Raw genomic sequence first — 12,940 nt, forward strand, 5'->3', positions numbered from 1 at the left:
CTCCGTCCTATTCAGAAGTGTGGTGTATTTTACGCATGGTTAAACATCACATTTCGATGCCAGTTAATGAAAGAAGCACTGCCCCTTTCACTCGACTTGCCGCTTCCGCAGGATCTTCTTCTCCCGAAATCGCAGAAATCACTGCTACACCGGACGCTCCTGCCTTAATAACTGCACCCGCCTTACGTTCTGTAATACCGCCAATACCAACGATAGGTAACCCAGGCAAAAGAGCTGCTACTTCACTTACCATTTCAACCCCAATGGTAGGTTGCGCATCACTTTTCGACGTCGTTTCATAAACAGGACCAAGGCCAATGTAATTTGCCCCCGCATCAGATGCGGCTAGCGCCTCCTCCACATTATGGGTAGAAACACCGATGAGCATGCCTTCGCCGACCCTCTTGCGCACCGCAATAACATCTCCGTCTTCCTGTCCAAGATGGACGCCATCCGCATCTATCTCAATTGCCAGATCCAAATCATCATTGACGATGAACGGCACATTATATTGTCCGCACAATTGCTTACACGAGATAGCAAAAGACTTCAGTTTTTCACCCTGTAAAGCACCATGCCCCTTTTCACGTAACTGAAAACATGTGATACCACCTTTTAGCGCCTCTTCCAATAAGAACAGTGGGTCGAGTCCTGCCAAATTCGTAGTTCCCATGATGAAATAGAGATTTACAGTCCGCTTATCCATTCACTACAACCCCTTCAAGTATCTTTTTTTCACGTCGCCCATACGCCCAGTGATTCGTAGGGCCGTGACCTCCACCAATTCCTAGTCCATCTTCAATAGCCGCGTGAATGAAACATTTCGCAGAAACCACCGCCTTCGCAGCAGGTTCCCCATTTGCGAGAAAAGCTGTCAGTGCAGCAGAATAGGTGCACCCCGTTCCGTGCGTATCTTTCGTATCTACCCAAGGCGAGCGAACTGAAAATCGTTCTCCATCCGCTCCCATAAACAAATCTTCCGCGAATAACGCTTCTTTGCGGTGCCCCCCTTTAATGAGGACTGCACGAGCACCCAAAGCCAATATACGTTTCGCCGCTTCTTCCATATTCGCATCAGACTTTATCTCCATTCCCGCAATTACTTCCGCTTCCGGGATATTTGGCGTTACAATGGCCGCAAGCGGTACCAGAACGGTTTTTAATGCAATAACCGCCTCATCTTTTAATAATGAAGCACCGCCTTTTGCAATCATCACCGGGTCGATAACCAGCGGAATTCTATTCAAACGAAGAGCATCTGCCACTGTATGAATAATTTCTGAAGAAAATAACATTCCCGTCTTAATGGCTGTGACTTCGAAGTCCTCCATTACCGCCTTTATTTGCGCTTCAATGATGTTCAAATCAATTGGTTGAATCGCCGAAACGCCAAAAGTGTTTTGCGCGGTAACTGCTGTAAGTGCTGACGTACCGAAAACACCCAATTCCTGAAACGTCTTCAAGTCCGCTTGAATACCCGCACCGCCACCACTATCCGATCCCGCAATCGTCAATGCCACTTGTACCATTCAATTCGCCATCCTTTTATATATATTAAAAAGCCGCTTTCCGATGACGTTAGGAAGCGGCTGGCCATTTACATAGTGCTAAAAGGCGTACCCACTTTCCTACGCCGGTATAATCCGGATCAGGTTCCAAGGGTCCGCGCATCCATGCACGTCTCAGCCTTAAAAAAGGCTCCCCCAGTGGTTGTTGAACTATTCAGCTTTGTATTTAGTGTACCATACCCGCTCTAAGAAGACTGATAAGTATATTATTTAGGAGCGTGTTTACTTCTTTAATAGACCAGGAAGAGTATAATTAAAAATACAATATCGAAAGAAGGCGCATTTGTATGCATAAAGCAGACAGCAGACCGAATAATCCCGACCGATCCATGTGGTTCAGTTTTTTTGGGGCACTCGTTATTATCGCACTAGTCATTGTTACTAGTCTTACAATGGGTTAATATATCAAACTACCAAACAGGCCAAGACTCCATCGGCCTGTTTTTTCATCGCTAGACAGGACATAGTGCGCCGCTTCGCAGTCTTGTCATGTGCTTGTCGCGTCTTGCAGGCGACCTCCGCTTTTGTTACTCCAAAGTCGTTCCACGGTTGTGGCTTCGTCATTAATGTGAACGACGTAGACATCTGGATTGGTTAGTGCTTGCCACTTTTCAAAACCAAAGTGTTCATCATGGCATCTTAACAACAATGCCATCAAATTCCCGTGCGTTACGAGCACCGTTTTTGATTCCTCACCTAGTTCATCAATTACATCGCATATCCGCGACATAGCCTCTCTTGAAGATTCCCCATTATCATATTTTAGGTGAAGGTCCAAAAAGGTATCCTCGAGTTTTATCAACCAATCCCTAAACGCAGTCGAACTCAACACCCTCTCCTTCAGTCTGCTATCAACCTCGACATACAAACCTTTCTTTTCCATTAGAGGCTTGGCTGTTTCACGTGCACGCTTAAATGGGCTCGTAATAATCCGATCCACTTCAATTTCATCGAAGAAGTCTGCAAGATGCCCCGCTTGTAATATGCCCTCTGCAGTCAAATCCGCCTCCGGTTCCTGCCCTTCGGCTGAGCAATGGCGCACAACATATATCGTTTTCCCCATTTCTGATTCCCCCCTTACATACTATTCTATTTTCCCTCGTAGTCTGAAAAGGAAACATTTCAGGTATCATGCAATTACAAAACGACTCATTTAGCTAGCAAAGCAGATATGTAGACAAATAAGTTTAAAGGGCTTAAGCTTAAATTATCTCGAATTCAAGATAGCACCTCTTATATAACTTTCTTGGAACCACTTTCCAATTAATTATTTTGGATTCTAGCTTTAGGTGACTATACAATTCATTTACATCATAGAAGGACTTTCAATTTAAATTAAGTTGGAGATACTATATTTAAATTGAACTTTTCACTTCTCAGAGAATTACATAAGTCCCGTCATGGCGAAGTACGCATCAAATTAAGAACGGAATGGTAGCACAGTAAATTCAAATTGGTTGATCTTCTGATGTAATCCAATTGCAGATATTCGTGTTTCATTCACATTTTCCAACAAAGAATAGTAATGGCGGTGTAAGTAATGGGTTTTTTCAATAAACTATTTGGCAAGAATAATGAGGAGGAAATAACAATGACTAACGCAAAACTAAAAATCGGTATTGTTCAAGGTAGTGTACGTGTAGGTCGTAATGGTGATGCTGTTGCAAAATGGATGAACGAATTTGCACAAAAACGCAATGACGCAGAATATGAAATTGTGGATCTTGCAAATTATAACCTTCCACTTTTGGGCTCAGCAAACGCACAACCTGATGCTGAAACTCAAATTAAAGCATGGTCAGAAAAAATGGCTTCTTTCGACGGCTATATTTTCGTAACTCCTGAATACAATCACGCAATCGGTGGAGCACTTAAAAATGCACTTGACTACTTGAACCCAGAATTGAACAACAAAGCAGCTGGGTTTGTTGGATATGGTAGCTTAGGTGGTACGCGTGCACACGAAAACCTTCGTCTAATCTTAGGTGAGCTACAAGTTGCTGACGTACGTACGGCAGTTACATTCTCACTAATGTCAGATTTCGAAGACATGAGCGTGTTCAAACCTGCTGACTACCATGCTGGTAACGCTAACACAATGCTTGACCAAGTTCTTGCTTGGAGCGGCGCTTTAAAAACTTTACGTTCTTAATAGTCAAAAGGTGTGAAAGGATGACTACTCATCCTTTCACACCTTTTTTCATTTTAACTCACTAAATTCATTTCCCCGAAATTATACGAATAGTGCGCTTGAAGTAATAATAGGATGAATTTCTCCATTTATAGCAAAAGAAACTTTCCCTGTCTCTTCGGAAACTACCAACACTAAAGCATCGCTTACTTCGGATAAACCAATCGCAGCCCGATGACGTGTACCTAGCTTTTTTTCACCGACAACTATGTTTGATAAAGGCAAAACATTTGCGGCAGAAAAAATTTGATTATTACGAACCAATACAGCGCCGTCGTGAAGAGGATTTCCCGGATAAAAGAGAGATTCCAATAGAGAGTGAGTCAATGTAGCACCGATGGGCGTTCCAGAGCGTATGAAAGAATCCAAGTGATTCTCTCGCTCAATCACAATCAATGCACCATGTCTTTGGTTTGAAAGGCGTTGAATGCTAGTAGATATCGCTAAGTACTTGTCAGTATATGGTGACAAATAACAATTTAGATAAAAAGATGCAGCAACAGCTTCCGCTTTTTCAAACTCCCCTTTAATATCAGCAAGTTTTCCTAATAGACAATAGTCATCACTTTTCAATGTTTTTATTCCATGATTAACTTGAACCAAAACATTCTCTAGCCCCTTTATTAATTGTTCTTTCAGTGGGGTAAAGTCACAATTTATTTGGTCTATGTTAATACACCTCGTTTCATTTGATAGCGTTTTTGTCAAACTCCATCTACTCCATTTGTTTTTTGTTTAGTAGCATAGTTTACCCCAATTCCAGCATTACATCCCCGTAGGATACGCTTTTACTGTATTTCTTCTATTATTCGCATTCAAAATTTCCCGGGAAAAGTAATGAAAATTGATATTGAGAGAGTTGTGATTCGAAGTATGGGTCGTAGACCGCTTGGCGCTTTTGGGATGCCTCTGGCCCTGAGCCTGGATTAACGCTTCGCATCCAGTCTCAGGGCTTCGGCTACCCCTTTGCCGCGCCTGCGCTGGGGTGCTTATTATTGAGTGAGTGATTTTTAGATGTATGGACTGAGATATAATGTGAGTACTATTAGATACTAATTTCATTGAAGAAAGATACACTTCAGATTGCAAATCTCCTCTCCGACTTCGAAATGTGCCTTCTTATATAGATCCTACAACGAAGGCGCGACTTCGTGGTAGCCGAAGCGATAAGACTGATAGAGGGATGCAGTTCAATCCCCCCTGGTCTTCTTTCCGGCTTATCGCGAGAGGCATCTACAAAGCAACGAAGTGGTATTAGCAGGATCTCTGATTCATTCCATTTATTGATACTGTTGTTAAATGCATTCACTCGGTTTACGCCACTACAGGTTGCAATTCTCATCCCTAATAACGAAATGCACTTTCTTACATGGACTATCCAGCGAAGGCGCGTCTTCGTGGTAGCCGGAGCGATAAGACTGAAAGTGCTCTCCTTTCCGGCTTATCGCGGGAGGCATCCACAAAGCGACGAAGCGGTATTAACGGGATCTCTAATCCATCTATGTAGATACAAAACAGGCCGCCTACTCTCCACATAAGGAGAACAGGCGACCTTTAAAGACTTGTTACTTATTCATTTGAGCAAGGAAGTCAGCAAGAGGATCTAGCTCTTCTTCCTCTTCGACAGGCGTGCTTTGCGTTTGTTTTAACGATTCCCAGTCAAAGTTGTCCAAATCGTCATCCGCATCATTATTTATGAAGAACTTCTCTTCAATGACCGTTTCTTCTTGGAGATATAAAGCATCATCCACCTCTAATGCATTACTGTTAAGCGAAGCAAAGAGGGCAGCTGTACGGTTTGGATCGGACAACAGCTGATAAACAATACTTCCAAGCAACGCTTCAGAATGTTCATGTTTGAGCCAATCCCGTTGCGCTTTAGTTAATCCTTTTGGCAGCGGAATGACGATGGTTTCCCTGTGCTTTACAAGAGAATCATTCACACCATCTATCACAAATTCAGCAATTTTGCTGGAAAAGTTTCTTCGTTCAACTTCTTTCAACTTTTGCAATTGCTTTAATGTGTGGTCAGATGTATCGGACGGGATACGAAATGTAATGGGCTGACCCCTTTTTAATCCTGTTTCACTCATGCACTCTCACCCTATTTTGTTTTAACGAACTTTTCTTCGGCTTTCCGTTGTTGTTGTTGTTGTTGTTGTTGTTGTTGTTGTTGTTGTTGTGTTTGTTGTGGTTGAACTTTTTGATTCTTTCTAGCGAAGTCTGAAATTAGCTTGTAATAGGCATTAGCCATCATCCAAACGCTTTCTTTTTCATCTTCAAAGAAATCGATGTTAAAGCCATCCAAACTATTATTCAATGTTTTTAGATAGTCTTTAAGTACAATAGAACCTCCGCCGATAAAATAACAAATCTCTGATTGCGAGTTTCTTGCCCATACATTACGCAAATGACGGTATTGTTTTTTCGCTAAATCCATAAGAATACGGTCAACAATGTCATGCACACTTGTCCGGCTTCCTTTTACCATAATGTGATTGCGGTCATTTTTCTTCGTAATAATGTCCACTACATCTAATCGGCTATCCAACTCTACGCCATGTCTAGCATAGATTTCTTCCCGGATTGCATCTAGTGACTCTGATACGCCTAGGTTGAATCCTTGTGCTTTATCATCATCTACTTTACGGTTTTTAATGACTGCCACATCTGTTGAGAGGCCCCCGATATCTTGAATTAGAAGTTGCTTATCAATTAGTTCTTTATTAATGATATTTAAATCATTATCCATTACAAGGTTGATAAACGCCGCAAAACCTTCTGGATAGACTTTCACTTCATCAAACTTAATATTAACCTTTAGGCCTTGGTATTTAGGTGTAACTAAAAACTCCACCTGGTGAATAGAGCCAAGCAGTTGAGAACGATAGCCAACATCTTTCCCTTCTTTTACTTCCCTAAGTGGAAGACCTGTGCCAAGAGTATACGTAGCTTCGATAACATTATTATTGCGCTTGAAAATGGCTTTATTCTCGTCACGCGCTGCATCTAATGCAAGTGCCGCGAACATCATGACCAAGGTTTGATCTTCTTCGGATTTGTTACTTCCCGGGTCCAACTCTGTAGAGTTACCACTTTTCGTCGCTAAATTCCCGACCCGATAAATAGCGTTATTATCATGTAATGTTGGCGAGTGCAAACGAATATGAATGCCATCAGCAGGCTCTTGGTTGTCGAGTTCTTCAATTCCGATGATTGGACGATCTGCAATATCCTGTGCAATTACATTAGGAATATTGAGTTCTAGTTCTACCTTACCGAAAATTGCTTTCAATGAATCATTTCCTACGTCAATTGCTGCAATGCGAGATTCTGTCAATTAAATCATCCCTTCTATAAAACATATCTTACTACTAAAATAGTATCTGAATTTCAGAGACAGGTCAATCCCACTTTACCATTTAACATACAATTGTAATATTGTAAACACCCATGTAAACCTGTATACATTTGAGTATACTTCTATTCTTCTTTTGTAAACACTTGTATCTTGTGGATGTGTACTCGTTTGTATACACGTATACATTATTGTTTACCCTTGTATACGCTATTGTGTACAATGATACTATTGACGTGTACAACATAACTATTAATGCATACAAGACTTATTGCATTTTCAGGGTAAGCTACTTCACACTCCCCCTCCCTACCATGCGGTTCAAAAATCAATCAATCCTTTGCTTGATTGCTACTTAAATATTAACTAGATTGGGGCTTTATTCACATTTACCTTATAACTCATAAAAGTAAATGATTTATACTGAATGAAGTTAAACTGCTATATTACGCACATATGTGGATTTCGCATGGATTCCTTATCAATATTGGAGTGAATCAATCACTTTGTCAGCAAAAACGACCTCCCAGGACCCTCTTTAACGTGCCTCTCTACTAAAAATCATATGAATCTCTACGAACTCTCTAAAACTACGTTAAAGCGTCTCTAATAGCCTCTGTCAATCTGCACTGCCAATACACCTTTGCAAAATACAAAAAAACAATCGTGATTGTTCAAACATTCACGATTGTTTTTACACAAGTACCTGTCATTTTTCGATATCCGATTCAATCCGTTTCATGAACTCTTCCGCCGCGCTATAACCTTGCTGTTTTAAATACCAGTTATTCGCTGCCGCTTCAATTAGACCCGAGATATCTCGACCTGGCTGAAGTTGGATTTGAATGTGAGGGATTTGAACGTCCATGTATTCTACGAACTTCTCTTCCAATTCCAATTCGTTATTCAAGTCACTCCCCTTCCATTTGATCAATTCAATATCTAGTGAAATTCGTGTCTCTTCTTGAAAAGCTGCTCTTCCATATAAGCGCACAACATTTAACAAACCAATACTACGCAATGCAAGGAATTCTTTGTTATTGTCATCATGTGTACCAAGCAAAGTTTGTGGACTCAGCTTTTTCAGCACGACAATATCGTCCGCTACCAACCGATGTCCCCGACCTATTAGCGTATGCGCTGTTTCACTCTTCCCTACACCCGAATTGCCACGTAGCAGAACACCTATCCCTGATACATTGACACAAACGCCATGAATCGCTATCTCCGGAGCCATTGCTTTCACAACATATCCATCCATCTTCGCGCTCAGCTCCCCCGTGGAATCACGTGTGCGCAACACAGGGATCTTTTCTTCCGTACAGTACTGAATCAGACCTAATGGCTCTTCCTGCTTTGACGTGATAATAATGCAAGGAGGCGCGTATTGAACAATATTCCCAATCCTGAGCTTACATTCCTCAATGGTTAGCGTATGCAGATAATTTATCTCATTTTTCCCTAAAATTTGTACATAACCAGTTGCGATGAAATCAAATTTATCCATAAATTCTAATCCCGGCCGACGTACTTTAGACTTTTTAATAATACGATGCAATTGGTCCTGTCCGCTCAACACTTCTAATGAAAATGTATTAACTATCTCTTCAATCGTTATTATTCTCATGAACAGCCTCCATTTTACATTCTTCTTACTACACTACCATTTGGCGCTTCTCCTTAAATCGACTTTATGTCTTCTTACCGCCATCCACTGGTCCGTTCTACTTTCGGTATGAACGAACTGGATAACGCCTTCAACCTCGCTTCCAGCAGTTTGAGACGACCCTCGACAGTTCTGGTGTAGATGAAGTCAGACTTTCCAACCCGTCGTTCCCATTCTTCCAAGAAATAGCTAACATATTCTTTCTTTTGTCCGATTATTTGTGGGATAGCATGATAATCAGACCTCTTCCAAAGCTTTCCTGCCTTACGTATTAGAATGTATCGTGGATTCTCAATGGGTTCAAGAAACTCCTTCAATGCAGTCATGAAGATCGTCTTCTCATGTGTCGTCCCTTCTTCAAGCCAGCATGTGTATGTTCCTGCGCCGTCTCGCGTCACTCTAATCATATTCTTATGGAGAGGTGTTTTAACAGCACCTGCATGAAGCATGGATGCATAGACAGTTTCCGCAATCTCTTTCATGCTCGCTTCAACGGAAGGGTGCTTGCTATACAACTTCACCGTTTTATAGAAAGAAGGTGCTGCGAAAAGGAGGCCGAGTACTGTCGCAATCGCCATTCCTTCACCGAACGAAAAGGCACCAAGATTTCGGAAAAGATTGCTGAAATCAACTACTGCTTCTAAAGCGATAAAGCCCGTGATCCACAAAAGACCTCTCAACGTGTTATCCAGATAATATGGACGCGGTAAGGATTGTTTATCTGCCACGATTTCCTCGGTCATTTCACGGCCTCCATCGATGGCTCTTTGCCAACGGACGAAAAAAGTGTCTCGTTTGCCCGCGCGTTGAGTCATTTCACGATTTAATATGTTAACGCTTTCCATTGTACCTGGAGGAGCCCCAATCTCCAGTCGAGCAATGCCCGTTTCGATAATATCGCGCTTTGCTCCTATGCCAATTAAGGATTGAAATCTCCGAGTTAGATTATCATAATCTGCTCCTCCGCCTGTATCACTCCTATCTACACAGACCAGATGCCAGATGGAAGACGTTTTAGCGGGATCATTTCGATCTGTTCGAATCGCACGTCCGCGCATTTGGTTGGACAGCATGAAAGAACCTACATTAGAGGCTAAAATAAGTGAATTTATGCAGGGTGCGTCCCATCCTTCTCCAAGGAGAGCGGCCGTCCCGGTTAGCACATCCACGCCGCCCCTTTTGAGAACTTCAGTCATTATCGCAACCATCTGTTGTCGATCAGCCGAGCCCACCTCAATTCGGATAAAGGACGCATCAACTTCAAGTGGTAATGCAACGACAGTCACCCCACGGTTATTTGCTTCCTCCTCAAATATGGACCATGCACTCACCGGCAATACGACAATCGAGCCAGTCAGGATACCTGGCTTAATGAGTGGACCGAGGTTTCTACGCAGCACTTCAAAAATCGGTACGACACCAAGGCGAGCAAATGGAAGCTCATCCCCTTTTTTTAACGGCATATCCGCAATTCGAATGTAATCTGTCAAAATAACCATGCGGAGCTGTTCGCCGAGAAGCGCTTTCTCTGCCTTCACAATTTCTTCTATACTCTTCAATTTTGATGCACTATGTATTAACCCTCTCTTTATGGACGCGTTTGAAAGGAGTACGACTTTCCGACGTTCCACCGCTCCGATACGCGTTTGACGTTTTCGTATGTCTTTTAAAATGACGTTTTTATCATCCATATGAAATAGCAAGCCCGTGAGCAACTCTTCAAGCCAAGGAAGCGACAACTCCGGCATTTGCTCATCTTTCATCCCAATGATAGGGAGGGCATGGGCATACGCTTGTGAATTGTTATTTTTTAAGAACAAAAGCATACTGGAGAAAACACCTGGACTGGACAAAATCTGCTCAACATGTGCTTCAGGTTCTGCTATCCACGGATGTTGTTCGAGATACATCACAAATTCTTTATCCTCGATTAATTGCTCGATGAACTTATCCACATCGTCACGAAACGTAAGAATACGCTTCATTTCATCCATTTGAGGAATTGAATAATGAATGAAATCCTGGTGTGGACAAAGTTCTGACGCTTTTACAAGCTCAGGTACCGAAATTTCCAGATCAATCGGTCCGCACAATGCGACATAACGCTGCCACTCTGAAGCCCCCACATCGTAAGGTGGTGTGGCAGTTAGCGCGACGACAACAGGTTCACCAAGCCTCTTCTTCACGTCCATCATGGTCCTCCACCATGATGTGCGAAGATGGTGGGCTTCATCCAATATAAGTGTGCCAAAGCCAATCTGATCCAGTTTACGGATTAGCTCCTCACCACTTCCGGTCATGGGGTCTTCTAGTAGTTCATCGTCAGTCTGTTCTTCACCATTATCTATTATTTCTTCACGTCCAGAGATTAGGCTATGTAACGATTGATAGGTCGTCACCGTAACAAATGCAGGTTCCTTTAAATTAGTAGACATCCAATCAGGCGGTTCGTCTCCAAGGAAAAGCTCTGTGAATCGCTCCATCCACTGCGCCCGAATGGCCAAGGTCGGCGCAACAATCAAGGTCGGGCGATCCAGCCGAAGCATAACCTCAAGACCGAGGACCGTTTTTCCAGATCCCGGCGGCGCCACAAGATGCAGATTCCTATTCACTAGATGACTTTCCAGTTCGTTCAATATGCGTCTCTGATAGGAACGCCACTCATAGCAGAATTGAATGCCTTCCGGAAACCGTTTCATGCTTCACTCCCCCTTTCGATTTGGCTGGTTCTTCATAACTTGTTCATTTTACTGTTACACAAATTATACCAAATGAACACCATCTTTTCTCACTTGTTAGCGAAAAGCTTTACCGAAAGAAGCCTATATAGTAGTCTCGAAATTTCGAATCTTTTTTTGTGGCATTCAAAACAGCGTCCCTTTTGGCAGCCGTTGTTTTGAATGACAGATTTCATATAACAAAAAGGGATATCCACTAATCGGATATCCCCCTAACTTCATTTTTGATTCGGATGTATTGCGACTGAATTCATAGCCTTTCAAACATAACAAGGCACTCTCTTTGAATTCAATTAGTATTTATAAGATTGACCACCGTCGATAGGAATTACAGTTGCGTTAATAAATGTAGCTTGGTCCGAAAGTAAGAAGGCAACTAAATACCCTACTTCTGCAGGTTTCCCGAAACGTTTCATAGGGTTTACACTGACAAACTCTTTACCTGCTTCTTCCCAATTGTCGCCGCCTAATTGTTTCAATGACGCTTCAACCATTGGCGTCATAATCGCACCAGGTGCAATCGCATTTATGCTAATGCCGAACTGTCCGTATTCAATACCAGAGTTTCTTGTTAATCCTACAACGCCATGCTTACTTGCTGAGTATCCTGATTGATTACCAACACCACGAATCCCACCAACAGACGCTGTGTTTACAATAGAACCAGATCCTTGTTTTTTCATAACGGCTAGCACATATTTCATCCCGAAAAATACACCATTTAAGTTAACACTAATGACTTTCTGGAACTCATCGCTACCGTAATCTTCTGTCAGGTTTTGTTTGCCTTCAATCCCTGCATTATTGAAGAAACCATCAATTCGACCAAACTTCTTAACTGTTTCATCTACATAATTCTTAACGGAATCTTCATCTGCGACGTTTGCAGTGATTAAAAGCACTTCTGCTTTTGAAGATACTTCTAGCGCTAGTTTTTTTGTTTCCTCTAACCCTTCGCTATTTAAGTCAACTAATGAAACATTAGCTCCCTCTTTTACCACTTGTAAGGCAGATACACGACCTAAACCTGAACCTGCACCTGTAATTAAAATTACTTTACCATCGAATCGATTACTCATTATGAATTCCCCTCTCGAATTTGGCTCGTTAATCGTTCAATTTCTTTATCAGACTTCCCATACCTGTGATATACGCACTCTCATCAGAAGCAAGGAATAACACCAAGTTACTAACACTTTCTTTGTCCCGTTATCTAGTATCTATTCCCTAGCACATATCCATTTAAACAATTGCATGGGCAGAATCAGAAATCCTGTCAATATCACTTATGCACATTGTGGATGGTTGAAAGTGCATTTCATTATTGTGGATAAAACGATTGAATACACTTATCAACAGGCGCAATACACGGAAAGAACCAAGAATCCTGCTAATACCACTTCGAGGCTTTGTGGATAG

At 42.1% G+C, this 12,940-nt stretch carries 10 protein-coding genes and 1 riboswitch; of the genes, 1 reads left to right on the forward strand and 9 read right to left on the reverse strand.

The features are described 5' to 3' along the window. Positions 1-46: 46 nt before the first annotated feature. From thiE to AC25Y6_RS00800, 3 genes are all read right to left on the reverse strand, one after another. Positions 47-706: a thiamine phosphate synthase gene (gene thiE, locus AC25Y6_RS00790; RefSeq protein WP_488141754.1), complete on the reverse strand. Its 660-nt coding sequence runs from the start codon at positions 704-706 to the stop codon at positions 47-49. Beyond that, positions 699-1,529, reverse strand: coding sequence for a bifunctional hydroxymethylpyrimidine kinase/phosphomethylpyrimidine kinase (gene thiD / locus AC25Y6_RS00795; protein ID WP_488141755.1), 831 nt, complete (start codon positions 1,527-1,529; stop codon positions 699-701). The genes thiE and thiD overlap by 8 nt, the downstream gene beginning before the upstream one ends. Positions 1,530-1,608: 79 nt before the next feature. After that, positions 1,609-1,715, reverse strand: a riboswitch (TPP riboswitch). A 340-nt stretch (positions 1,716-2,055) separates the two neighbouring features. Next, complete coding sequence (locus AC25Y6_RS00800) at positions 2,056-2,631, reverse strand: histidine phosphatase family protein (RefSeq protein ID WP_488141756.1); 576 nt, start codon at positions 2,629-2,631, stop codon at positions 2,056-2,058. Positions 2,632-3,159: 528 nt separating this feature from the next. Here AC25Y6_RS00800 and AC25Y6_RS00805 point away from each other — a divergent pair. Further along, positions 3,160-3,720 (forward strand): NADPH-dependent FMN reductase, encoded by a 561-nt coding sequence (locus AC25Y6_RS00805; protein ID WP_482101657.1) that lies wholly within the window; start codon positions 3,160-3,162, stop codon positions 3,718-3,720. A gap of 81 nt (positions 3,721-3,801) precedes the next feature. Here AC25Y6_RS00805 and cdaS read toward each other — a convergent pair whose 3' ends face one another. From cdaS to AC25Y6_RS00835, 6 genes are all read right to left on the reverse strand, one after another. Beyond that, positions 3,802-4,428 carry a sporulation-specific diadenylate cyclase CdaS gene (cdaS, locus tag AC25Y6_RS00810; RefSeq protein WP_488141845.1) on the reverse strand — a complete coding sequence of 209 codons (627 nt, stop codon included), beginning with the start codon at positions 4,426-4,428 and terminating at the stop codon, positions 3,802-3,804. An 896-nt stretch (positions 4,429-5,324) separates the two neighbouring features. Then, positions 5,325-5,852, reverse strand: a complete 528-nt coding sequence (locus tag AC25Y6_RS00815) for a hypothetical protein (protein ID WP_482101658.1) — start codon at positions 5,850-5,852, stop codon at positions 5,325-5,327. Between the two features lie 11 nt (positions 5,853-5,863). Further along, a complete protein-coding gene (locus AC25Y6_RS00820) occupies positions 5,864-7,099 on the reverse strand; it encodes an Alp7A family actin-like protein (protein ID WP_488141757.1) in 1,236 nt (411 codons plus the stop codon). A gap of 727 nt (positions 7,100-7,826) precedes the next feature. Beyond that, a complete protein-coding gene (gene hprK / locus AC25Y6_RS00825) occupies positions 7,827-8,744 on the reverse strand; it encodes an HPr(Ser) kinase/phosphatase (RefSeq protein ID WP_482104768.1) in 918 nt (305 codons plus the stop codon). A 74-nt stretch (positions 8,745-8,818) separates the two neighbouring features. Then, positions 8,819-11,482, reverse strand: coding sequence for a DEAD/DEAH box helicase family protein (locus AC25Y6_RS00830; protein ID WP_488141758.1), 2,664 nt, complete (start codon positions 11,480-11,482; stop codon positions 8,819-8,821). A gap of 332 nt (positions 11,483-11,814) precedes the next feature. Continuing rightward, complete coding sequence (locus tag AC25Y6_RS00835; RefSeq protein ID WP_482104770.1) at positions 11,815-12,600, reverse strand: SDR family oxidoreductase; 786 nt, start codon at positions 12,598-12,600, stop codon at positions 11,815-11,817. Between the last annotated feature and the right edge of the window lie 340 nt (positions 12,601-12,940).

Source organism: Sporosarcina sp. Y1004 (assembly GCF_057669665.1).

Coding starts and splice junctions, on each gene's coding strand:
- AC25Y6_RS00805 (WP_482101657.1), top strand. CDS start 3,160: ATGACTAACGCAAAACTAAAAATCGGTATTGTTCAAGGTAGTGTACGT.
- thiE (WP_488141754.1), bottom strand. CDS start 706: ATGGATAAGCGGACTGTAAATCTCTATTTCATCATGGGAACTACGAAT.
- AC25Y6_RS00830 (WP_488141758.1), bottom strand. CDS start 11,482: ATGAAACGGTTTCCGGAAGGCATTCAATTCTGCTATGAGTGGCGTTCC.
- thiD (WP_488141755.1), bottom strand. CDS start 1,529: ATGGTACAAGTGGCATTGACGATTGCGGGATCGGATAGTGGTGGCGGT.
- hprK (WP_482104768.1), bottom strand. CDS start 8,744: ATGAGAATAATAACGATTGAAGAGATAGTTAATACATTTTCATTAGAA.
- AC25Y6_RS00815 (WP_482101658.1), bottom strand. CDS start 5,852: ATGAGTGAAACAGGATTAAAAAGGGGTCAGCCCATTACATTTCGTATC.
- AC25Y6_RS00800 (WP_488141756.1), bottom strand. CDS start 2,631: ATGGGGAAAACGATATATGTTGTGCGCCATTGCTCAGCCGAAGGGCAG.
- AC25Y6_RS00835 (WP_482104770.1), bottom strand. CDS start 12,600: ATGAGTAATCGATTCGATGGTAAAGTAATTTTAATTACAGGTGCAGGT.